The sequence below is a fragment of the Colwellia sp. 1_MG-2023 genome (assembly GCF_030546755.1).
Classification (GTDB): Bacteria; Pseudomonadota; Gammaproteobacteria; order Enterobacterales; family Alteromonadaceae; genus Thalassotalea_H.
The window spans coordinates 68536-92803 of sequence record NZ_JAUOPE010000005.1 but is presented as its reverse complement, the minus strand read 5'-3'; the positions used below and the strand labels follow the sequence as shown (position 1 = coordinate 92803).

Here is a 24268-nt window from a genome sequence, read left to right as displayed (position 1 = left end):
CGAAAATTGGCGATAAAAAACATCGCCAATTTTAGCTCTTAAGATTTTTTAATTGTCGGATGAATCAGGAAGTTTTTTTACCGCGCTATTAATTAATAAATAACCGCTGATACCTGAAATAAGAGAGCCAACGACAATACCTAATCTGTCTTGGAAAATTGGACTTGCTGAGTCTTGCTCAAAAGCAAGCGAGCCAACAAATAAACTCATAGTAAAACCAACTCCACATAACATTGCTATGCCGTAAAGTAAGGTCCAATTCATATTTTCAGGTAATTTAGCAAAACCTAATTTAATCGCGATAAAACAAAAGCCAAAGACACCAATTTGCTTACCAACCACTAAGCCTAAAATAATGCCTAACGGCACAGGCGAGATTATTTGCTCAAGTCCTACTCCTGTGAAGTTGATGCCAGCATTGGCAAAGGCAAAAATAGGTAAAATAATAAAGGCGACTAAAGAATGTAAATTGTGCTCAAGAGACTTCAAAGGTGAAGGTTCACCTTCTTCCCCTTTTATCGGAATAAAGAGCGCTAAAATCACCCCCGCTAATGTTGCGTGTACTCCCGATTTTAATACCGCAACCCATAAAACGATACCAATAAAAATATAAGGGGCGGTATTAGTAATGCCTTTGCGATTAAAGATAAACAACAGCGCCAGCATTGCCGCAGAAACACATAATGACAGCAAAGATAATTGTTCAGTATAGAAAAAAGCAATGACAATAATAGCTCCTAAATCATCAAAAATAGCGAGCGATGTTAAAAAAACTTTCAACTGAAGTGGCACTTTCGAACCAATAACCGCCAAGATCCCTAAAGCAAAAGCAATATCTGTTGCGGTCGGTATTGCCCAACCATTTAACGCAACTGGATTATCAAAGTTAAGTATGGCGTAACAAAGCGCGGGGACTAACATACCACCGATGGCACCAATTGCCGGCAAAGTTATTTGACCTGGCTGAGATAAATCACCTTCGAGAAATTCTCTTTTAAGCTCTAAACCAACTAAGAAGAAAAATAACGCCATTAAACCATCGTTAATCCACAATAATAATGGTTTAGCTATTTCAAAAGATCCTACCGCGATGACGACAGGAATATTTAGCAACATGTCGTAATAAACCGACCAAGGCGAATTGGCAACCATCATGGCAAAAATCGCCGTGATCATAAGAATAATTCCGCTTGATGCTTCTAACTTTAAAAAATCTTGAATTGATTTAATTGGCATATAACCTCATTTCTCTAAATATTTACCTGACATAATATGTCACAAATAAAAATTATGATCATCCATTTTTTATTACAAGCTTTGTTCAACTCGTTAAGAAAAAAACATTGGTATGTCATAAATTCGGAATAAGCTAACTTTATCGAAAATAATTCCCTTAAATATCAGTTTCCACTAGTTTTTCAGACAATAATAAGTGTAGTATGCAATTAATAATCAGATGTAAATTTAATAGCAAGACGATAAAGATGAAAAAATTAGACGATATCGATTTACGAATATTAACTATTCTTTATAAAAACGCAGATATCACCAATAAAGAACTCGCCTCGCAAATAGGCATTGCACCCTCTACCTGTTTAGAACGGGTAAAACGCATGAAAACAAATGGTATTATTAAGGGTGCTTTTGTCGATATTAACTTTAAAAGTATTGGCGGAAATATTGAAGCGATTGCCGCAATTCGACTCCAGCCTTATTCAGAAGAAATCGTCAATGAATTACGCGACGATTTATTAAAACTACCAGAAATAGTCAGTCTATATCATATGGGCGGAAGTTATGATTACTTTATTCATATGTCAGTGAGAGATAGTGAACACTTACGTCAATTTGTTTTTAATGCTATTACGTCTAGAGATGCTGTTACAACAGTTGAAACTTCGTTAATTTTTGAACATAGTCGCAGTGGTGTTTTACCTAATTTTGATGAAGATTAGGGTTTGCTTGATTCACTAAACGGTTTTATTTTTTCAATCGAGTCAATGGGGGCGGTGAATAGCTATGGCTTTATAGTTATGGCTTTATAGTTATGGTTTTATAGCAGTGTCTTTATGCGCCCCCTCTTTCACTTCGACCACATCTAAAATCAGAGAAGAGTATAAAATCAGAAAGTAGTATAAATATTGCCACTAATTCATGCGTTGGTATCAATAAATCTTTCATTGATAAAACAACTCTTTGCTAGCAGCATAGTTGCAATATAGGATACATAGCAATGTTCAAAAACGTAGTAGATTTTGTTTAAAAACGTAGTAGATTATATCGCATCAAAGCATAGAGTAACGAGCTAGACAGCGATAGCTATTGCTCACATTTCCCTATCAATAAACACGAAAAGTGGCTATTAAATTAACTTAAAAGCCGGTAAAAATATAGCCACTTTAATCATTACGCAGACTTTTTACTGCCACCTAAACATTTTGGCGATAAAGGCGTATTTTCTTCATAATAATCATGCCATTCTTTTTCTGTATAGGTATGAAGTGCTAATGCATGAATTTTTTCTGCTAACTCAGTTGCTAATACAGCGTTGATAGCACGATGTCTTTTAATTAAACGTTCACCTTCAAAGTTATTGGAAACAATAATCACTTTAAAATGGGACTCACTTCCTGGAGCAACATTATGTTGATGACTTTCATTAATGACATCAAGATGTAAAGGGGAAAATGCAGCTAATAATTTCTCTTCAATAATGCTTTCAACGGTCATTTGATGATCCCTGTTAATTTTATATTTATAACTTTAATTCTAGTATTGATGGTTAAATGTGCCATCAGTCTAGATGTCTATCTTCAATAATTAATGCTAAACCACTGCTCAAACAGTAAAAACAATAGCAAAAAAATTTATTCGATATTTCGAAATGTTAAGTTAATCCTCATCGTTTTTTCAACGCGAGATTTAGGTAACGCATGCTGCCAGTTTTTTTGTGTGTCACCTGACATCACTAACAAGCTGCCCGATTGTAAAGGTAATTTAACGCTTTCTCTACTGTCTTTATGCTTTAAATGGAACATACGCTGACAACCAAAAGATAAAGATGCAATAACAGGCTGTTCACCAAGCTCTGGTTCATCATCACTATGCCAGCTAACCGAGTCACGATGGTCACGATAGCAATTTGCCAACATGGCATTAAAGTCTTGCTGACAAAATTCACTCACCTGTTGTTTTAATCGTAATAGAAGTGGCGTCCAATCAAGCGGTAACAAAGTTAATTTTGAATAGGTATAACTCGCATTTTTATCACCATACCACGCTTGTAATCTAGGAATATCTACCGTTTTACCAAACATTGAAATGTTATCTTGTCGCCAAGCAATGTCTTGAAAGAGTTGTTTTACCAATAGTTTACTTTCACTAAAATCAATAAAATTAGGAAAGTAAGCAATCGTGGCTCCGCTTAATGAAATTTTAATCGACTTCTTCTCAATTTGCCCTAGTGACTAAGGCTGAATTTTGGCACAATAGCTACCTTTCATCTAGCAGAATTAGTAGCTTAATTATCTATGTTCAGTCCTTTCATTATCAACGACAAAAATTTATTTCTCGATCGCTACCCTATTAATCAGGTTAACCGAAGCCTACAAGCATGGGATGCCGCTGATGAATATTTAGTGAATTATGTTTTTGATAATCACTTAATAAAACATGATTCTCGCCTATTAATTTTCAATGATAACTTTGGCGCAATTACGTTAAATTTTACTGATAATAAAGTGCAGACAATTACTGATTCATATATTAGTCAATTGGCGTTAGCGCACAATGGTGAACAAAACAATTTAACGTTAACCAATATTAAGCAAGCCTCAAGCTTAGATGAATTACCTAAAGCTGCAGACATTATTCTCTATAAAATTCCAAAAAGTAAAAACTTAATGGTTGAGCAGCTGAATAAGATTAGAAAAATATTAACACCCGACACACATTTTATTGCTAGCGACAAAGCAAAAAGTATACAAACATCGACATTAAAATTATTTGAAAAGCACTTAGGGATCACAAAAACCTCGCTAGCGGTAAAAAAAGCGCGATTAGTATTTTGTCAATTTGATCCTTTATTAAGTGCAGTCGAACAGCAAACAACAAAATCATGGCAGTTAGACAACAGCAACATAATTATTAAAAATTACGCTAATGTTTTTGCCAGAGAAAAACTCGACATTGGTGCTCGTTTATTTATTCAGCATTTACCTCAATTAACCAATGACAAAAAGGTTATTGATTTAGGCTGTGGCAATGGCGTTGTCGGGCTTTCGTTACTGAAAGACAATCCCAAAACGCTATTAACTTTTACCGATGAGTCTTATATGGCTGTTGCTTCGTCGAAAGACAATGTACACGTTAATTTTCCGGAAAGTGCTAATAATTGTCAGTTTATCGTGAATGATTGCTTAACAGATATTGAGCCGCAAAGTATTGATGTTATTTTATGTAATCCGCCTTTTCATCAACAAAATGCCACTACAGATCATATTGCATGGCAAATGTTTAAAGATAGTTATCGCGCCTTAAAAAAAGGGGGCGAATTACGTATTGTTGGTAACAGGCAACTTGGTTATCATATTAAATTACAACGCATTTTTGGCAATGAAAAACTCATCGCCAGCAATGATAAATTCGTCATATTATCGGCCATTAAGAAATAAATTATGCTTACATTTGCTCATTTAAAGTCACCATTTAAAACGCTAGCGACTTGTTTAACCCTTATTATGTTAACCGCTTGCGCTAATACAACAAATAAAATGGTATTAGCGCCGCAGATTCCTGCAATAAAATCTACCCTTCATGCGATGAAGACTGCTCAAATAACAGTAACAGACATGCGGGCGAATAGTCATATTGTTGCCATTCATCGTGAGGGTAAAGCGATAGAGTTAGTACCTGCGCATGACCACTTAGATACAATATTAACTCCTTTATTAAAACAAGCTTTCATCAATAATGGTTTAACTATCGATGAGAATGCAATGAATAATATAGAGTTATTTATCAACACCGCAGAGGTTGATGTTCATCAAGCGCTAATGAAATATCACACCACCAGCCAATTAACCTTAACCGCTAAAGTGACGGCAAACGAACAAACTTTAACAAAAACCTTTAAAAATAAAGGGAATAGTGAAGGCGTATTAGCTGCTGATCTTGCCGTTTTAGAGCGAAACCTTAATCAACAAATTAGCGACACCATCGCATTAATCGTAAACGATAGTGAAATTCAACAATTTTTAAAATAATGATTCAGTTTATCGCTTACTACTTAGCTCAGGATTTTTTATGAAATATTTATCGCTTTTATTCATGACCCTTTCGCTTGCTGTACAAGCAAATAAAATAGATCTCGATCCTGATAATTTATACCCACAAGTTAAACTTGAAACATCAATGGGTATCATTATTGTTGAGTTAGATCGCGTGAAAGCACCTATTACCGTGGATAATTTTCTCACTTATGTAGTAACAGGAGAATATAACAACACCGTTTTTCATCGGGTGATCAAAGACTTCATCGTACAAGGTGGTGGTTATGATAAAGAATTTTCCATGAAAAAAACTCATGAAAATATTGTCAATGAATCAGGGAATGGTTTAAAAAATGAAAGCGGTACAATTGCCATGGCAAAAGAAAGCAGACCGCACACTGCCAATCGACAATTCTTTTTTAATGTCAGTGATAATAAAAACTTAGACCCAGGTAGAAAATGGGGCTACGCCGTATTTGGTGCCATTATTGAAGGTGAAGAAGTCATTGAAGCCATGTCAGCCGTTGAAACCGATTATGATGAATCAATGGCCTGGGATGATGTCCCTGTAGAGCCTATTATATTAGTTAAAGCAACTTTATTGCCTGCTGCATTTTAATCCTTTAATAACGCTAACTGTTCAAAATAAATTACTATAAGTTACAAGACGCTAACAGAAAACTTCCGATAGACTTTTGACAAGTGACACTTTATCAACGATACATTAAGTATTACATGCATCAAGTTTACTAAAATAATAATAATCAGAATTTACTCACAAAAAGCAATTTTGTGATCTTTCTCATGTATGTATCTTTATCTAAAATGGGGAAAGTAATGATAATTGAGCAGTTTATCAACGAGAAAATTTTACAAATTAGTGCCTATATCAAAGCCGTCATTGAAAAGTCTCTCCACTACACAGAATTGGATCAATTTATTGTAGATACGATGGAAGAATGGACTTTATTACAAGTAATGGACGATACACCAAGTAATGCAAAGGAACGGGTATTTTGGCATGTGATGCACGAAATGAGTTTGCATGGCAGTCTTGCCCTTTCATCAGATTTGTATTTCCGCAGTGAAATAAATACCTGTCTTGATTTTTTTAATGGTACAGGCAGTTATCCTATTGACTGCATTGGCTGGCGCCCGCTGCCATAATTGTCAATATTAACGAGTAATAATACCAGAGCTGGCAAAATTATCCTTTTTTACCCAAGTCGAGTCTGATAGTCTCCATAGCAATTTCTAGCATTTTGAATTTAGCGCATGTCTTCGCCCAATACGATAAAAGAAACCCTTAATTACTTTAAAAATAAACGATTACTCACCATTTTTTGTTTTGGTGTAGCCAGTGGCTTTCCTTGGGTAATGATTGGCTCGGCTATGACAGGTTGGTTAAAGGATGAGGGATTAAGTCGTTCGAGTATTGGTTTATTCGGTCTGATTTTTGTTGCCTATAGTATTAACTTTTTATGGTCACCTTTAGCTGATCGAGTCAAATTACCTTTTATCACGGCTAAAGTTGGTATGAGACGTAGCTGGATTATTGTCACTCAACTTATTATTGCTTTCGCTGCACTGCAACTTAGTTATTTAGATGCAAGCAGCCAACTGAATTTGATGGCAATGTTTGGGGTAATTATAGCGTTAACGGGTGCAACACAAGATATTGCTATAGACGCTTATCGTATCGATTCTTTAGCAGGGTACGATAACAATATTATGGCTGCCGGCTCGGCAATGGCAACAGCGGGCTGGTGGACAGGCTATGCAGGTTTAGGCAGTATTCCTTTTATTTTAGTCAGTCAACCAAATTGGCAATGGCCTGAAGTATTTCAAATATTAGCGGGCATTATGTTAGTGCTCGTTGTCACGGCATTAGTGGTTAGTGAACCCAAAAGTAATCGTGAACAAGTGCTCGATAAAATTGAAGCTGATTATTTAACTGTGCTCCCCCAATACGGTAAAAAGTCGCTGTCAATCTTGTTTATTTTACCCTTGATTTTGATCAGTATTGTTTATGCAAATATTGGCTATCCGGCTTGGCCACAAAGCATTATTGCAAGCGAATATCAATTTACCTTTATTACCTTTTTAGTCGTTGGCTTGTTGTTTCTTTTTATTCAACAACTCACACAACTCAATAAACAATTGAATAAACATAATACTATTCAAAACAATTATCATATTACAGCGTTCCATAGAGTCACCGCATGGTTGCTAACGACTTTAGTGGCCCCCATTCAAGAATTTTTCGATCGTAATGGGACTAAGCTCGCTTTATCGATATTAATGTTTATTTTTTTATTCAAATTAGGTGAAGCCTATTTAGGGCGAATGTCGATTGTTTTTTATCGCGAAGTAGGCTTTTCAAATGAAGACATTGCTTATTACTCTAAAATGATCAACTGGGCGACAACTATCGTGTTTTCGCTAATTGGCAGTGTTTTCACTATTCGATATGGTATTTTAAAGGGGCTATTTATTGGCGGCATCGCCATGGCTTCGAGTAATTTGCTTTTTTCAGCCATCGCATTTGTCGGACCAAATAAATTATTATTTGCGTTTACTGTCTTTGTTGATGGTTTTACCTCTGCATGGGGCTCAGTTGCCTTTGTCGCGCTATTATCCGTGTTATGTAATAAGAGCTTTACGGCGAGTCAATATGCCTTAATGGCGTCATTAGGCACCTTTGGCCGAGTGATGCTAGGCTCGTACTCAGGTATTATTGTAGATTGGTTAGATGGGAATTGGGCGTTCTTTTTTATCTTAACCTCCTTGATGGTGATCCCAAGTTTATTATTTTTATATGCGATCAGAAAGCCCCTAACGCTATTGATTGAAAAACAAAACGGAAATTAGCCATTATTTGTTCTATGATGTTGATATACAGATTAAATTAAAGTGTTGATAGATGATTAGATTGTTTTTTTTATTACCAATATTAATGTCGGCTATTTGGTGGTGGTACCTCAATAATCGAGGCTATACCATGAAAGAAGGCCTTCGGGGTTTTATTTATATTTTTTCATTTAACGCCATTGTTATTGGCTTTTTTACTTTAATGCTTTTTGTTACTCATTAACAAGTCCGATAAAATCACGGCCACTATTGACCATTATATGGTTAAAAGCAAAACAAAATTAATCACGAAAAAAGCAAAAAAAATCTTCACATTAAGTGAAGATTTTTTTAATCGTTTAAATGTAAAAAGTAACATTAAAACATTGAACGACGACCGCTGCGACGCGTATTACGACGGTTTCTCATTCGACTATGTAGTTCTCGACGCTTAGCACCTAACCATTCGTCGCGGGTAATGGTTGCATCACCACTTCGCCCTTCTTCACGCGAGCGATAAGCACAGAATTCTTCAAAGGCTTCAATATCGTCTTTTAATTCTTCAGCCACTAACTCGATCATAATAGCATCATCTAAAAAGCCTAAAACAGGAATATGATCAGGTACTAGATCTTCTGGATCACTAAAATAAGCCAAGGCACTTAATACATCGGTACGCTCTTCGGCTGGAATTTCCCACTCTGAATCTTCAATCATTGCAACAAGCGTCTCTAACTTTTTAATACGCTCTGTGACAAATGGCGGAAGTTCAACATTTATATCTTGGCTAAGGCTCTTAGCGTTTGCCAAGATACTTTCCTCAGTCAGACTTTTAGCACCTGACTGCGCTTTTCTCATCACGTCACGAAAGTGATCTAAATCTGATTCTTTTAATTCAAAAGTAACTTCAAATGCCATTTTAATTCTCCTACGATTGGCTTTTTCTTCTTTACCATTAAATCTAACAGAACATTGCCAGATCAGCACGTAAGTTAGAGTATTTTTTGTAAATTTAATGTAATTAAATTGTTCCTTTGAGCGATTTACCAATTTTATTGATAAAATCTCATGTTATTATCTAATTAAAAATAATAATTAAAATTTAGAATATGTCTGATAAATCAATAACAAACCAAGATAACCAGACATTATCGCAAGATGATGTGAAAACCTGTGAAAATTGCCATGCGCAAGTTCATGGTATGTATTGCTCTCAATGTGGGCAATCGGTTGAGTCAACATTACGTTATTTTTGGAGTGTTATTTTACACCTTCTTGACGATATATTTAGTTTTGACTCGCGCGCAAATCGAACCTTGATCCCATTATTATTTAAGCCAGCTTTTCTTACCAACGAATATATTGCTGGAAGACGCGTGCATTATGTGCCGCCATTAAGACTGTATCTATTTATTAGCATTGTTTTTTTTCTGACATTGAAATTTATTGCCGTCGATGAAAGTTTAGGAGCGTTTAATGTAGGAGATTCCGTATCTTCTGCTGTCAAAGTAGAACAGCACCTTAGCGGATTACAAGAGAAAAAAGCAACAGCAGCGCCAGATGAGCAAGTAAGAATAGACAATGACATTAAAAAATTCTCCCAATATCAAGAAGATTTAACCAAACAAAAAAGTCTTGCAATTAAAGGCCTCACAGATAAGTTAGTACAATTAGAGTTTGAAAAATTACGTGAAAAAGAACAGTTTTCACAAGAAAAACAAGAGAATTTAGATAACATCATTGAAAGCATCACGCTTTTTAAAAACGGTGACAAAAAAGATTTAACGCCCGATAAATTAACCTTTGGAAATAATGAAGATGGTAGCTTATCGTTTGACTTTTTAACGCCTGAAAATAATAAAAAGCTCAATGATTTCGCTCAGTTACTCTCCCAAAAAGCAAAAAAAGCTTTTAACGAAGATCCTACCCCCTTAATTAAAGAAGCGATTGAGAAGTTGCCGCAACTGTTGTTTATTCTTTTGCCGTTGTTTGCCGCTCTATTAAAATTGATGTTTATTTTTTCTAAACGGCTTTATTTAGAACACTTAACTGTTGCCTTACATAGTCACAGTTTTATTTTCTTGGCTATTTTAATAGTAGAGCTTATTGGTTTTGCTCAACATTATGCTGCCGATTATACCATTTTAAAAGATATTACCGAATTTTTAGAAATTGCCATCGTTTTCTGGATCCCGATATATTTATTTATTATGCAAAAGCGTGTTTATAAGCAGGGATATTTTTTTACCACAGTTAAATATGCGTTTATTGGGGTAACTTATATGATAATGATTGTCATAACCGGCACCATTGCTTTCATTTGGGGACTCGCCAGTACTTAATTTTGTATTTTATTAGCAGGTTTGTAAAAGGCAAAAATGTTTAGGAAAGTCTAATGAAAACAATGTTAATAGCCATTTTAGTTCTAGCTATTTTTGCCATATTGCTTTTGGTCATACAAGGATTATGGACTCGAAAAACAACCCTTAAATTGCCTGAGCCTCAAGGGGCACGCGAAGGTGATTGTGATAAAGATGTTAGCCCTGAAAGTAAAACATTAACAGTCCTTATCATCGGAGATTCATCTGCTGCGGGGGTTGGAGTTGCTCATCAAGATCATGCATTATCAGGTTATTTTACCGCGAACCTAGCCAAAACGTATCAGGTGAAATGGCAACTCATTGCGAAAACAGGTTTTACCTCTACCGATCTCATTAAAACATTACAACATCATCATCACGCATTTGATCATATTGATTATACTCTGGTAGCTATCGGAGTTAATGATGTAACTAGTTTTACGAGCGCTAAACGGTGGCAGAAAAACTTAACAGAGTTAATGATGCTATTAGAAAGTCAATTTCATTCGAAAAACATCATCTTTTCAGCCCTACCTCCCATGCATTTATTTACCGCCCTGCCTCAACCTTTAAGGTGGCTCTTGGGCGCTCGGGCAAAATACTTAAACCAAAAAATGGCAGAAATAATTCTTACTAAACCAGCTTGTCATTTATTGCACGCAGATATTCCTTTCTCTGAACAATATCTGGCGGATGATAAATTTCACCCCTCTCAAGCCGCCTATAAATTATGGGCTGAACAGGCTGCTCAGTTATTAAATAAAAGCCCTTAGCTTCACACCTGAACAATCACCAATAAAAAGCCCGTAATCAATAAATTGATTACGGGCTTAATTATCATTTCTGTGATCTCACAGTTAGATCATTAAAAGCTAGGTTACTTATCGGCTAAAGGTTTCATGTGAGGAAACAAAATAACATCTTTAATCGTTGGTGAATCAGTAAATAACATCACTAAACGATCAATGCCAATACCTTCGCCAGCAGTAGGAGGTAAACCGTATTCTAATGCTTGAATGTAATCACCATCAAAATGCATCGCTTCGTCATCACCGGCATCTTTTCCAGCTACTTGGTTCTGGAATCGCTCGGCTTGGTCTTCAGCATCGTTTAACTCAGAAAAACCATTCGCTAATTCACGACCACCAACAAAAAACTCAAAACGGTCAGTGATAAATGGATTTTCATCATTACGACGAGCTAAAGGCGACACTTCCCAAGGATATTCGGTAATAAAAGTCGGTTGATCTAATAAATGCTCAGCGACTTCTTCAAATATTTCACAAATATATTTACCTGGCCCCCACACTTTAGCTGCTTCTGTTTCTTTTACACCAACGGCTTTCGCCATGGCTTTCAATGCGTCAAAGTTATCTTCAGGATTACGTAAAACATTTTCGTCTAAATCTTTACCATATTTTAAAATGGCATCTACCATGGAAAGACGAGCAAAGGGTTGACCAAAATCGTAAAACTTCTCTTCAATCACTTCGCCTTCTGCATTTTTAACTGTGTTACGAATGATTGACGTGCCCATCACATCTTCGGCTAACGTACGTAACATATCTTCTGTTAAGTTCATTAGATCTTTGTAATCAGCATAGGCTTGGTAGAACTCAATCATGGTAAATTCTGGATTATGACGAGTCGATAAACCTTCGTTACGGAAATTGCGGTTAATCTCAAATACTTTTTCAAAGCCACCTACAACCAAACGCTTTAAGTAAAGCTCTGGCGCAATGCGCATATACATTTGAATATCTAAGGCATTATGAAATGTTTCAAAAGGCTTAGCCGTCGCACCACCAGGAATGGTTTGTAACATCGGTGTTTCAACTTCCATGAAATCACGTTCTGTTAAAAACTTGCGGATACCATCAACAATTTTTGAACGAATTTTAAAGGTATTACGGGTATCTTCATTGATAATTAAATCAACATAACGTTGACGATATTTTGTTTCAACGTCTGATAAGCCGTGGAATTTTTCTGGTAATGGGCGAAGTGATTTCGTTAATAGCTCATATTTGTCCATATTGACATATAAGTCACCTTTGCCAGACATGTGCATAGTGCCAGTTACCCCGATAATATCACCGATATCTAAGGTGCCCCATTTCGCTTTTATTTCTTTTTGTACCGTTTTATGAGCATACGCTTGAATACGTCCTGTCATATCCTGTAATACCAAGAAAGGACCACGTTTCGCCATGATACGACCAGCAATGCTGTACTCTGCAGTTTCAGCTTCAAGCGTTTCTTTATCTTTTTCACCGTGTGCAGCTTGTAAATCAGCTGCATAGTGTTTTCGATCAAACTTGTTTGGGTGGCCGTTAGCCGGACAGTTTTCTCGAATTTGCGCTAATTTGCCACGACGTTCGGCAATCAATTTATTTTCGTCTTGGTTTGCTTGGTCTGTCATTTTCTTTCTCGGTTAAAATATCAAAATGTATTTTTGATAATGTTAGTACTTACTTCTGTTAATTTACTCGTTTTTAAATGGCTTTGTTTCCGAATATAAATAAACGGCGATACAAATACTATAAGCCAGATTTTAAACTCGCTTCTAAAAATTTATCTAGGTCACCATCTAATACCGCTTGTGTATTTCGGTTTTCAACCCCAGTACGCAAATCTTTGATCCGGCTGTCGTCTAATACATATGAACGTATTTGGCTGCCCCAACCAATATCTGATTTACCATCTTCTAATTCTTGCTTGCCTTCATTTTGCTTCTGCATTTCCATTTCATACAGTTTAGCTTTTAATAGCTTCATCGCTGTCGCACGATTTTTATGTTGCGAGCGATCAGCCTGACAAGCGACTACTGCGCCTGTTGGAATATGCGTTAAACGTATAGCAGAATCTGTTTTGTTAACATGCTGGCCACCAGCGCCCGATGCTCTAAATGTATCAACGCGTAAATCAGCAGGGTTAATGTCAATTTCAATGTTGTCATCAATTTCAGGATAAATAAATGCAGAGGCAAATGAAGTATGACGACGTCCACTGGAATCAAACGGTGATTTTCGAACAAGTCGATGCACGCCAGTTTCTGTTCTTAACCAACCAAAAGCATATTCGCCAGTATATTTGATGGTACAACCTTTAATACCGGCCACATCACCGTCAGTTACTTCAATCGCTTCGGTTTTAAATCCGTGTGCTTCACCCCAGCGAAGATACATACGCATTAGCATTTCAGCCCAATCTTGCGCTTCGGTACCACCTGAGCCTGATTGAATATCTAAATAACAATTATTGGCGTCTTGTTCGCCAGAAAACATCCGACGAAATTCTAATTTCTCTAAACTTGCTTCTAATGTTTGAGTTTCTGATTGTGCATCCTCAAACGTTTCAGCATCATTTTCTTCTACAGCGAGTTCAACAAGTCCTTCAATATCTTCACAACCTGAGTCCATTTGGTCGATAGTTTCAACAACCGCTTCTAAACTAGCACGCTCGCGACCTAATGCTTGAGCGCGCTCAGGTTCATTCCAAATTTCTGGAGCTTCTAATTCGCGAACAACTTCAACTAAGCGCTCAGACTTCTGATCGTAGTCAAAGGTACCCCCTAAGCATATCTGTACGCTCACGAATTTCTTTAATTTTATTTAATACAGGGTTTACTTCTAGCATACTTAAAATTCTTTTTACAACGCCAATAACTTTTGACTTAAATTAGCGGCCAATATGAATAGTAAAATAGTCGCGCATTGTAGCTTAATTACACGGGTAAATAAACGCTTGCTTGTCGCAATTTAACAGGAAGTATTTTTAACGAAGTGAAAGTTGAAAAACTTATCGGGTAAGCGTTAAGTTTTCAACCATCAACTGTAACGATTGCTTACCTCGAAATTCATTAATGTCGAGTCGATAGCATAAGTGAACTTGCTTAGCATTATGATTAGGCCATTGTTTTACATCAATATTAAAAGCAATAGCATCAAAAACTTGTCCCTGTTTTTCTACCACCAATTTAAGATGTTTTTCACCGACAATTCTTTGTTGAACCAGGGTAAATTGATCATCAAATACCGGTTCGAGAAAATTTTGCCCCCATGGTCCCGCTTGTCTAATTTTTTCAGCAAAATCTAAGGTCATTTCAGTCAGTGATAATGGACCATCGGAATACACTTTCCCTTCAAGTAAGTCATGATCTAACCATTTTTCAGCATAGTCAGTAAATTTCTGCTGAAAAAGCGCAAAGCTTTCTTTGGCGATGGTCAGTCCTGCTGCCATCGCATGCCCCCCAAACTTGACGATAAGCCCTGAGTGTTGGCTATCAATATGTTCCAATAAATCTCGGATATGCAGACCAGGAATTGATCGCGCCGAACCTTTAAGCTCAAGACCATTATCACTTTCGGCAAAGACAATACTCGGACGATGAAACTTTTCTTTTAATCGCCCCGCCACTATACCTATTACGCCTTGATGCCATTGCTCATGAAATAAAGAAATTGCAAAAGGTAAATTTTCTTCCGTAAAATTAAGTTGCTTCATGATAGTTTCAGCTTCATGTTGCATACCTTGCTCAATTTCACGCCGCGATTTATTTAAACTATCAAGCTCTGCCGCCATCACTCTTGCTGACATTAAGTCAGGAGCTAATAAACAATTAATTCCATAAGCCATATCATCTAAACGCCCTGCCGCATTGATTCGGGGCCCTAGTGCAAAACCAAAGTCACTGGCCATTAATCGTTGTTGGTTCTTCCCTGCTATTTCAATTAACGCTTGAATGCCAGGCCTGGTGTGTCCTGCTCTAATCCGTTTTAACCCTTGTTCCACTAAAATTCGATTATTTGCGTCAAGTGACACCACATCAGCCACAGTGCCGAGTGCAACAAGATCTAGTAATTGCGCGATATTTGGTTCAGCTATTTGAGGCCTAGCGGTTTGTGCCTCGCTACTTCCCGACTGACTATTGTCATTATTGTTATAGGCATAATTTGCAGGTGATTCAGTTTCTTGTGATTGCGTTGCTTGAACGTCATTTTCACTAGAATAAAACCAGCTTTGTTCGCGTAAATATTTTCTCATCGCGAGCATAAAATAAAACGCAACTCCAACCCCTGCGAGTGCTTTGCTCGGAAAACTACATTGGTGCTGATTAGGGTTAATTATGGCATCGGCGGGCGGTAACGACTGACCTTGTAAATGATGATCAGTGACTATGACTTTCAATCCTAAAGACTTAGCCTTTTCGACGCCAGCAATACAACTTATGCCGCTATCAACGGTAATTAATAATTGTGCGCCTTGCTGATGAGCAATACTGACAATTTCAGGCGTTAGTCCATAACCATATTCAAAACGATTCGGTACTAAAAATTGGTGGTTTTTATAACCAAACATCGCTAATGCTGACATCATTAACGCGGTACTTGTTGCGCCATCAGCATCAAAGTCACCAACAATAACAATCGCTTGATTAGCAACCATAGCGTGATAAAGAATTTCACAGGCGTCATCAATGCCAGCTAATTGTTCAACAGAAATTAATTGTTGAGCTTTAAGCAATAATTCACTTTCAGATTGCACGCCTCGTGTAGCGTATATTTGTTTAATAACGGGATGTAACGATGTAGGCAAAAAGCTATCATCAATCTTTTCGCGACGAACAATAACTTTATTCATATAAAAAATATTTGCCTGTTTACCAAAGAATATTAAAGCAGCGTGTCATACAACTAGCTTTCAGCGCTGATGCTCTCAAGAATTTTTAATAAATCGGCAGGTTCACGATACCCAGGTAATAAAAGTCCATTAGGAAAAATAATAGCAGGGGTGGAATTAACACCCACCTGACGACCAAAATTAAACTCGGCTTCAACCGGGCTTTCACAAATTCGTTGTGCCACAGATGATCCTAACTTCGCTTTGGTTAAAGCGACATTTGGTTGTTCATGACACCAAATAGAACGTAAATCTTTGAAGCCTTGCGATAATCTACCTAATTGATCTGTCACCCCCGCTCGCGGATAAGCCATATATTTAACCGTGATCCCTAAGTCATTATATTGCTCAATTTGCTTATGCATTTTACGGCAGTAACCACAGGTGATATCAGTAAAAACTGTGATTTGATGTTTTTCGTTTTTAGCCGGATACACAATCATACCATCGCTAAATTGTTTTAATCCCTCAATGCGTAATTCAGCTAAACTATCTTCAGTGTGATTAATCACCTCATTACTGCCGATCCCATAAAGTTTGCCTTGCACTAAAAATTGTCCGTCTTTACTGGCGTAAAACAAACCTTGTTGTGTCACTACTTCAACAAGTTCAGGAAATGGAGAAGCTTTAACTGATTGAATTTCTAGATTAATACTAGAGGCGAGTGTTTCCTTAATCTCAGTTTGTAACTTTTCAGAAAGTATATTGTTAACTTGAGCTAGCGCTTGAGTTACGCAAAAAAAGCTACTGATCAAAAAAACGAAAGCACGATGTTTAAACATAGAAATTCCTAACAAATTTATTTTTATTTACCATCCTTTCACTAACTTTATTAGCATCAGCTCAAAGGAAATCAAGACACGACAAATAAGACCGTCACAGAGGCGACAAAATTACAGGGTATTGCATGAAAAATCAATTTTTATGCAGGTATTTAACGCTTCCAAATTCGCAGATAAAAATTACAATAATTTTTTTGATCCCTGCTAGCTTGTTATTAGTTCAATCTGTTAAACTGCGCGCCATTAAATTTCTCAAATAACTCGCTAGGAAAAAGCATGGAAATTGGACTTTTTTATGGCTCAACGACTTGTTACACAGAAATTGCTGCCGAAAAAATTCAAAGCCAATTTGATAAAGGTGTAGTGCAATTATTTAACCTAAAAGATATTCCGTTATCTCAAAGCGAGAATTTTGAACTCCTTATTTTTGGTATATCAACTTGGGATTATGGCGAGATTCAAGAAGATTGGGAAAGCCATTGGGATGAAATAAATGACTTAGATCTTAATGGTAAAATTGTTGCTTTATACGGCATGGGTGATCAAATAGGTTACACCGAATGGTTTCAAGATGCTTTAGGTATGTTGCATGATAAAGTTATCGCCCAAGGTGGTTACGTGATTGGTTTATGGCCAAATCAAGGATACGAATTTGCCGCTTCGAAAGCGCTAACACAGGATGGAAACCACTTTGTTGGTTTAGCGTTAGATGAAGATAATCAATATAACGAAAGCGATACTCGTATCGACTTATGGTGCCAACAAATTAATGCTGAGATAAACGACGTATTATCCAGTTAATCAATTAAATATAAACTTTTTAACGTGCACTATAGGTTATTGACGACTTTACCACTATAATCTGCACATCTTAATTTCGAGCCTAAAATCACTATGTTTGAGCAGTTTGACCTAGATTCTGAACTCCTAGGCGGCATAAATAATGCCGGTTACACAAAACCTACTTCCATTCAATCGCTAGTTTTACCTGCTGCGATGGCAGGGAAAGATGTATTAGCATCTGCGCCGACCGGAACAGGAAAAACTGCTGCATTTATTTTACCCGTTGCTCAGCATTTACTTGATTACCCAAGAACAAAACCTGGTTTTCCTCGCGTGTTAATTTTATCGCCAACGCGTGAGTTGGCGTTACAAATTCATGAGCAGAGTGAAAACTTAACGGCGTTAACTAAAATAAAAAGTGGCGTGATCACCGGTGGTGTCAACTATGGTAGTCATAAAGAAATTTTAACGGAAACTACTGATATTTTAATTGCGACACCAGGTCGATTATTAGAATACATAGAAAATGAACAATTTGACGCACGTGAAATAGAAATTCTAGTGCTTGATGAAGCAGATCGCATGTTAGACATGGGATTTGCTGAAACCATTAATAGAATTATTGCCGAGGCAAGATGGCGTAAACAAACCATGCTTTTCTCGGCGACACTTGAAGGTGCAGGTGTCGTTAAGTTTTCTAAAGAAATACTCAATGATCCCGTATTTCTTGAATCAAACCCGTCTCGTAAAGAAAAAGCTAAGATCCATCAATGGCTACATTTAGCCGATGATAAAGATCATAAATTTGCCTTACTGGCTAATTTGCTAAAGCAAGAAGAGATCAAACGTGCGGTGGTTTTTGCCAATAAACGAGAAACCGTGCAATACCTTTCAGGCAAGCTGTATGCTGAAGAAATCCCTTGTGCTTGGTTAGAAGGTAAAATGGCACAAGACAAGAGAAATAAAGCCGTTGAACGTTTACGCAACGCGCAAATAAATGTTTTAGTTGCCACTGATGTGGCAGCACGAGGCTTGGATATTGATGATATTACTCATGTCATTAATTTTGATATGCCCAGAAAAGCCGATATTTATGTTCACCGAATAGGTCGAACCGGACGAGCAGGTAATAAAGGTACAGCCATATCTTTGGTTGAAGCCCATGATATGGCGGTGGTCGCTAAAATTGAACGCTATATTGGCGATCGTTTACCTCGAAGAGTTATAGAAGAGTTACGACCAAAATATAAAGAAGCTAAAGTAGCGTTAAAGAAACCTAAAGTAAAAAAATCAAAAGCACAAATTAAAGCTAAAGCAAAAAAGCAAGCCAAGCGTTCCGCTAAGCGTTAATCAGCCCCTCTTAAGGTTAAACAAGCAAGTAATATTGAACAAATGCTCAATATTACTTGCTTAGCAAACTAATTTCGGTGAAAATATCATCTATTGAAGTAATATACTATCCTATATAGTATTAGTACTTTTTGAATTGGCATACGTTAGTATCCAGATATTTTGTCGTTATTAAGGAAAGCAAACAGGGTGTCAAATCGATTAATCAATCAGCAAATTAAACAGCAAGCACGAACTTGGGTGCGTTGTTTAAATCGCGGGTTAACCGACTCTGAAAAACCACAGATCATTGCTTGGCTTAATCAAGATCCCCTCCATCATCAAGCAATTTATAAATCAGCTTCTGTTTTCGACAACATCAATGAATTAAATGAATTAAATGGCATTTTTCCTTTGGAAAAAACTCATCGTTTAAGCCTTTTTAGTGCGAAAAGCTTATTTTTAATAATTGCTTTACTGTGTATTTTTACTATTTTGATCGGCAAAACAACCACTAAGTTTTCTGAAATACCCACAAATATTAAAGCCGTTAGTTATCAAACCAATATTGGTGAGCAAAATGAAATTTTACTCGCTGACGGTAGTAAAGTTTCTCTTAATACTCATTCTAAAATCATTGTTAATTACAGCGATAATTCTCGAAATATCAAACTCGTTTATGGTGAAGCGCAATTTGACGTTGCTGCTGATAAAACGAGAGCTTTTACGGTAAATACCGGTAATAAGTCTTTCACTGCTTTGGGTACAGTATTTAATATTCAAAAAAATAATGAGTTGGATTTAGAGTTATTTGTCAGCGAAGGTAAAGTGTTGGTAAGTAATGAATTACCCAGCAATAAACTGGCTGAGTTGATAGTAACTGAAAGCCAAAAACATGACTCAACCATGATCACGACTGATGGTGAAAAAACGATTATTGAAAATAGCATACCTCAACAAACATTTAAGTTATCTCATGCACAAGTAGAGCAAGAGTTATCATGGCATCAAGGCATGTTAATCTTCAAAGGTGAAACATTAAAAGAAGCACTCAGTGAAGTAAGTCGTTACACTAAAATTCAATTCGAAATTGCTAATGATGAAGTCAGTAATATTAAGATAGCCGGTTATTTTAAAGCGGGTGATATCAATGGTTTACTTGAATCTCTTGCTAATAACTTTAATATTAAATATAAATTTAATGCCACAAACTCTATCCAGTTAAGTAAAGCAGAAAATCACTCATAAATTCACTTCTTCTGCTTCGTCTTAAAAAATACTATACTGCCAATTGTCACAAAATTTTAAACGCCTTTAAGGTAAACTTTTCATTAATGTTACTACGTCAGCATAATGATTCTCGAATAAAACGACCAATTTTACTAATGGAAAAGTGTTTATTAATGAAAGTATTTCAAGTAATTACCTTGTGGCTAATTTTTTGCCAACCAAGCTTTGCTGAAAAACTTTTTCTTTTTGATATTCAAAAACAACCCGCTGATCAAGCATTAATCTCCTTTGCAAAACAAACGAATAAAACCATTGTTTTTTCATATGAATTAACAAAAAACTATCAAACCAATACACTCCAAGGTTATTACAGTTTCAACCAAGCATTACGTAAATTGCTCAGAAACACTGGACTGATTGCCAACTTAGAAAATAATCAACTCAGCATAACAGCAAACAGGTCACTGTTAGCGGCTTCGTCAACCAATAACACAGACTTATCATCCGCACCAACGAACTCTCCTTCTAGCAAAATAAAGGGCAATCATCAATTTCATCATCAAATTGAAAAAATTGCTATTGTTGGCAGTCGCGACATCGCCAGAAGTATTCAAGAATTACCCGTTCCCGTTGATATTCTTTCTCATCAATCTTTGCAAAGTACCGGAGAGTTTGAAGTAGGTAAAATGCTACAAAGCATCGCTCCATCATTTAATTTTGCTAGTTCTTCGATAAGTGATGGCACTGACGTATTAAAACCAGCAACATTGAGAGGGTTAGGACCAGATCAAACATTGATTTTGGTGAATGGTAAGCGAAGACACTATGCGAGCTTATTGCATATCAATACTTCAGTAGGCCGAGGAACGGCGGGTGCTGACTTAAATACCATTCCTTTATCGGCCATTAAACGTATAGAAATATTACGTGATGGTGCTACCGCTCAATATGGTTCAGACGCCATTGCAGGGGTTATCAATATCATATTAAAAGATTCGGCAAATTCAGGTAATTTCCATTCGACTATAGGGCAATACCAGCAAGGTGATGGGAATACTCTAGATATTAGCCTTAATAAAGGGGTTAATATTCAAGATAAAGGATTTATTAATACGACCATAAATCTGTTAAAACATCAGGCAACAGATCGTTCAGGTTTACATGGCAGTTGCCAATATCAAGATTGTCTAAAACTTGAAAATGGCGATTATCTCACGCAAAACCCAAAAGAAATAACCGCTAATAGAAAAACTTTTAGCATCGGGGATCCCGCCTATCAGCAATTAAGTTTAGCGTATAACGCCAACTACTCTCTTACATCTGGTGAACTATATAGTTTCGCAATTTATTCAAAACGCAGTAATCATTCATATGCATTTTTCCGTCATAATGGCAATAAATTAGCTAATCCAGTTTTACAAGATGATGTAGCAGTTCGCCCAGAGGGGTATTTACCTTATATTCAATCAGATATTAAAGATGTTTCATTTAATCTCGGATTTAAAACAGAAATTGATAATCACACTACTTTTGATATCTCGTTCACCCAAGGAAAAAACACCATTGATTATCAAACCAAAGATTCTCTCAACGCTTCTTATGCAAACCTGTTAAACATACAAGGCATTTTAACGCCGGATCAAATTAGAAGCCAAATACCTCAATCAGCCAAGGCTTATGATTTATCATTATCATTACAAACCTTTAATATTGATTTACAACGTATCTACGAATATTTTTCCTTGTCTTTAGGGGTAGAAATTCGCAACGATAAATACCAAGTCACTCCCGGTGAAAAGTACAGTTATTATGATTATGACGGTCAAGAAAGCAATCCATACTTTGACATCAATGCGTTGGGCGGTATCCAAGGTTTTCCAGGCATTTCAGCGATGTCATCGGTAAATGAATCTCGACAAGTGAATTCATTGTACGTTGAATTAAACAGCGAATTAAATGAAAGCATCACAATAGATGGCGCGTTACGATATGATAATTACAATGACTTTGGCGGCACCACTAATATTAAATTTGCCGCAAATTGGCGAATGAATGACAGCGTCACTTTCCGTAGTTCTATCAGTACTGGGTTTCGAGCCCCTTCTATGCAACAGCTTTATTTCAATAATATCAGTACCCAATTTATTATTGATGATAACGAGCACTTTAGTGCAGAACAAATCGGTACCTTTAGAAACGATAGTTATTTAGCCTCTCTAATTGGCATACCAAAGCTAACGGAAGAACAATCAACAAACTTTACCCTGGGAAGCGTGTTTACATTTACGGATAAATTCAGTGTGACACTTGATTATTATGCGATTGATATCGATGACCGCATTGTTATCAGCAATAAACTCGGTTCAGGACTTTCGCCAGCGTTAAGTGAAATTTTACAGCAAAATCACGTTGATAAAGCACAAGTTTTTCTTAATGGAGTAAATACAAAAACAAGAGGATTAGATTTAATTGCCACATGGAAAACGCCTATATTTAATGGTTATTTCGACGTCACATTCGCGGGGAATATTACTGACACTGCCGTGAGTGAACGCTATGCCCCAAATTCAACGGTATTAAATGCGTTATCAATAGAGCAAGTGTTCTCTGAACAAGATATCTCTATTATCGAAGAATGGCAGCCCCAAAATAGATTGAGCGTAAATTCCACTTATCTAAAAAATAACTGGTCATGGCATGTAAATATAAACCGTTACGGAGAATACACTATTACAGATGGTGGTAAACAAACCTATGGTGCAGAAATATTGACGGATATAAGAGTTGAGCACCAATTTAACCGACAAGTATCCTGGTATGTTGGGGTGAACAATCTTTTTAATGTCACCCCTGATAAAAACACCATCGCAAATTCACATGCCGGTACCATCATAGACAATCAAGGCAATGAAATTGTTAGCAGTTCAGGGGTATTTAAATACTCTCGCCGTTCCGCCCCTTTTGGTTTTAATGGTAGTTATTTATACCTTGGATTAAATTACCATTTTGAATAACTACCCCTTGCATTGTTATTCCGCCTCTTTACGCGTAAAAACCCAATCATTACCTTTTGATAAGTCTTCATTATAGCGATAACCTGCTACAGAAAACCCTTTTAAACCTTCTAATGAATTTACCTTATTTTCAATAATATACCTAGCCATCAAGCCACGTGCTTTTTTCGCGAAAAAGCTGATCATTTTGTATTGACCATTTTTCCAATCTTTAAAAGCAGGCGTGATCAAATCAGCTTGCAATGACTTTTTCTTCACCGCTTTAAAGTATTCAGTTGATGCTAAATTTATTAAAATATTATCGCCTTGTTCAGCAATTGCTTGATTTAGCTTTTCAGTAATTAACTCGCCCCAAAATTGATACAAGTTAGCTCCTCGTTCATTAGAAAGTTTTGTCCCCATTTCTAAACGATAAGCTTGCATTAAGTCCAAAGGTTTCAATAAACCGTATAAGCCCGATAAAATTCTCATATGCTGCTGAGCATACTCAAAATCAGCATCAGTTAAGGTTTTGGCATCTAACCCTGTGTATACATCGCCATTGAAAGCCAACACTGCAGGTCGAGCATTTTCTGTGGTAAAAGGTTGTGCCCATTGCCCAAATCTTGCGGCATTTAATCCAGCTAATTTATCGCTGATCCCCATTAATGAAGATATCTCTGCAGGAGAAAGTTTTGCACATTGTTCAATTAATAATTGGCTATGCGATAATAATTCAGGTTGTGAATATTTATCTGTCGTTAACGGTGATTCATAATCTAAATTTTTTGCTGGAGAGACAACTAGTAACATAACGGTTCCTACTCAATTAACATTGCCGATACTATATCATAGAGAAGCTAGATTTAAATCGATGAAATCGCGATCTATCGCATGCACAAATAATCTAATTATTTAATAAAAATTCACAAAAGCTACTTGCTAATTTGCTAGGATTTGATACAAATTAGTGTTCGAACTCAAATGTT

General features: G+C 36.5%; 22 protein-coding genes. 13 read left to right on the top strand and 9 right to left on the bottom strand.

Going from position 1 to position 24268, the window contains the following annotated elements:
* Positions 1 to 48: 48 nt before the first annotated feature.
* On the bottom strand, positions 49 to 1236 hold the full coding sequence (nhaA, locus tag Q4493_RS07450; RefSeq protein ID WP_303451005.1) for a Na+/H+ antiporter NhaA: 1188 nt from the start codon (positions 1234 to 1236) through the stop codon (positions 49 to 51).
* A gap of 248 nt (positions 1237 to 1484) precedes the next feature.
* Here nhaA and Q4493_RS07445 point away from each other — a divergent pair, with 248 nt between their 5' ends.
* Positions 1485 to 1955: an Lrp/AsnC family transcriptional regulator gene (locus Q4493_RS07445; protein ID WP_303451001.1), complete on the top strand. Its 471-nt coding sequence runs from the start codon at positions 1485 to 1487 to the stop codon at positions 1953 to 1955.
* Positions 1956 to 2406: 451 nt separating this feature from the next.
* Here Q4493_RS07445 and bolA read toward each other — a convergent pair whose 3' ends face one another.
* A complete protein-coding gene (bolA, locus tag Q4493_RS07440) occupies positions 2407 to 2730 on the bottom strand; it encodes a transcriptional regulator BolA (protein WP_303450998.1) in 324 nt (107 codons plus the stop codon).
* 137 nt (positions 2731 to 2867) lie between these two features.
* On the bottom strand, positions 2868 to 3434 hold the full coding sequence (locus Q4493_RS07435) for an alpha-ketoglutarate-dependent dioxygenase AlkB (RefSeq protein WP_303451536.1): 567 nt from the start codon (positions 3432 to 3434) through the stop codon (positions 2868 to 2870).
* 96 nt (positions 3435 to 3530) lie between these two features.
* Here Q4493_RS07435 and Q4493_RS07430 point away from each other — a divergent pair, with 96 nt between their 5' ends.
* The 6 genes from Q4493_RS07430 (at position 3531) to Q4493_RS07405 (ending at position 8364) form a co-directional block, all read left to right on the top strand.
* The gene (locus tag Q4493_RS07430; RefSeq protein ID WP_303450995.1) at positions 3531 to 4673 is read left to right on the top strand and encodes a methyltransferase; all 1143 of its coding nucleotides are present in this window, start codon (positions 3531 to 3533) and stop codon (positions 4671 to 4673) included.
* 3 nt (positions 4674 to 4676) lie between these two features.
* Positions 4677 to 5264: a YajG family lipoprotein gene (locus tag Q4493_RS07425; protein WP_303450992.1), complete on the top strand. Its 588-nt coding sequence runs from the start codon at positions 4677 to 4679 to the stop codon at positions 5262 to 5264.
* A 40-nt stretch (positions 5265 to 5304) separates the two neighbouring features.
* Positions 5305 to 5889 (top strand): peptidylprolyl isomerase, encoded by a 585-nt coding sequence (locus Q4493_RS07420; RefSeq protein WP_303450989.1) that lies wholly within the window; start codon positions 5305 to 5307, stop codon positions 5887 to 5889.
* Between the two features lie 218 nt (positions 5890 to 6107).
* Complete coding sequence (locus tag Q4493_RS07415; protein ID WP_303450986.1) at positions 6108 to 6437, top strand: hypothetical protein; 330 nt, start codon at positions 6108 to 6110, stop codon at positions 6435 to 6437.
* A 108-nt stretch (positions 6438 to 6545) separates the two neighbouring features.
* Positions 6546 to 8141, top strand: a complete 1596-nt coding sequence (locus Q4493_RS07410) for an MFS transporter (protein ID WP_303450983.1) — start codon at positions 6546 to 6548, stop codon at positions 8139 to 8141.
* Between the two features lie 52 nt (positions 8142 to 8193).
* Positions 8194 to 8364, top strand: coding sequence for a hypothetical protein (locus Q4493_RS07405; protein WP_303450981.1), 171 nt, complete (start codon positions 8194 to 8196; stop codon positions 8362 to 8364).
* 134 nt (positions 8365 to 8498) lie between these two features.
* Here the strand turns inward: Q4493_RS07405 and Q4493_RS07400 are convergent, their stop codons facing one another.
* Positions 8499 to 9038 (bottom strand): YkvA family protein, encoded by a 540-nt coding sequence (locus Q4493_RS07400; RefSeq protein WP_303450978.1) that lies wholly within the window; start codon positions 9036 to 9038, stop codon positions 8499 to 8501.
* 191 nt (positions 9039 to 9229) lie between these two features.
* Here Q4493_RS07400 and Q4493_RS07395 point away from each other — a divergent pair, with 191 nt between their 5' ends.
* Both Q4493_RS07395 and Q4493_RS07390 read left to right on the top strand, forming a co-directional pair.
* Positions 9230 to 10462, top strand: coding sequence for a DUF3667 domain-containing protein (locus tag Q4493_RS07395; RefSeq protein ID WP_303450975.1), 1233 nt, complete (start codon positions 9230 to 9232; stop codon positions 10460 to 10462).
* Between the two features lie 53 nt (positions 10463 to 10515).
* Positions 10516 to 11253 (top strand): SGNH/GDSL hydrolase family protein, encoded by a 738-nt coding sequence (locus Q4493_RS07390; RefSeq protein WP_303450972.1) that lies wholly within the window; start codon positions 10516 to 10518, stop codon positions 11251 to 11253.
* Between the two features lie 104 nt (positions 11254 to 11357).
* On the opposite strand, the gene lysS is transcribed toward Q4493_RS07390, so the two are convergent.
* The 4 genes from lysS to Q4493_RS07370 form a co-directional block, all read right to left on the bottom strand.
* Positions 11358 to 12902: a lysine--tRNA ligase gene (lysS, locus tag Q4493_RS07385; RefSeq protein WP_303450969.1), complete on the bottom strand. Its 1545-nt coding sequence runs from the start codon at positions 12900 to 12902 to the stop codon at positions 11358 to 11360.
* Positions 12903 to 13020: 118 nt separating this feature from the next.
* Positions 13021 to 14119, bottom strand: a protein-coding gene (gene prfB, locus Q4493_RS07380) for a peptide chain release factor 2 (RefSeq protein ID WP_303450967.1) whose coding sequence is annotated in 2 segments (ribosomal slippage) — positions 13021 to 14043 and positions 14045 to 14119 — 1098 coding nt in all. Because the reading frame shifts where the segments join, the coding sequence is not laid out codon by codon here.
* A 162-nt stretch (positions 14120 to 14281) separates the two neighbouring features.
* On the bottom strand, positions 14282 to 16123 hold the full coding sequence (recJ, locus tag Q4493_RS07375; RefSeq protein ID WP_303450964.1) for a single-stranded-DNA-specific exonuclease RecJ: 1842 nt from the start codon (positions 16121 to 16123) through the stop codon (positions 14282 to 14284).
* A gap of 53 nt (positions 16124 to 16176) precedes the next feature.
* Entirely contained in the window at positions 16177 to 16944 is a 768-nt protein-coding gene (locus tag Q4493_RS07370; protein WP_303450962.1) for a thioredoxin fold domain-containing protein, read from the bottom strand.
* 276 nt (positions 16945 to 17220) lie between these two features.
* Here Q4493_RS07370 and fldB point away from each other — a divergent pair, with 276 nt between their 5' ends.
* From fldB to Q4493_RS07350, 4 genes are all read left to right on the top strand, one after another.
* Complete coding sequence (gene fldB, locus Q4493_RS07365; RefSeq protein WP_303450959.1) at positions 17221 to 17745, top strand: flavodoxin FldB; 525 nt, start codon at positions 17221 to 17223, stop codon at positions 17743 to 17745.
* 93 nt (positions 17746 to 17838) lie between these two features.
* On the top strand, positions 17839 to 19077 hold the full coding sequence (gene srmB, locus Q4493_RS07360) for an ATP-dependent RNA helicase SrmB (protein ID WP_303450956.1): 1239 nt from the start codon (positions 17839 to 17841) through the stop codon (positions 19075 to 19077).
* A gap of 189 nt (positions 19078 to 19266) precedes the next feature.
* Entirely contained in the window at positions 19267 to 20304 is a 1038-nt protein-coding gene (locus Q4493_RS07355; RefSeq protein WP_303450953.1) for a FecR domain-containing protein, read from the top strand.
* Positions 20305 to 20459: 155 nt separating this feature from the next.
* Positions 20460 to 23300 (top strand): TonB-dependent receptor, encoded by a 2841-nt coding sequence (locus Q4493_RS07350; RefSeq protein WP_303450950.1) that lies wholly within the window; start codon positions 20460 to 20462, stop codon positions 23298 to 23300.
* A 15-nt stretch (positions 23301 to 23315) separates the two neighbouring features.
* On the opposite strand, the gene yaaA is transcribed toward Q4493_RS07350, so the two are convergent.
* Positions 23316 to 24092 carry a peroxide stress protein YaaA gene (yaaA, locus tag Q4493_RS07345; protein WP_303450946.1) on the bottom strand — a complete coding sequence of 259 codons (777 nt, stop codon included), beginning with the start codon at positions 24090 to 24092 and terminating at the stop codon, positions 23316 to 23318.
* Positions 24093 to 24268: the final 176 nt, after the last annotated feature.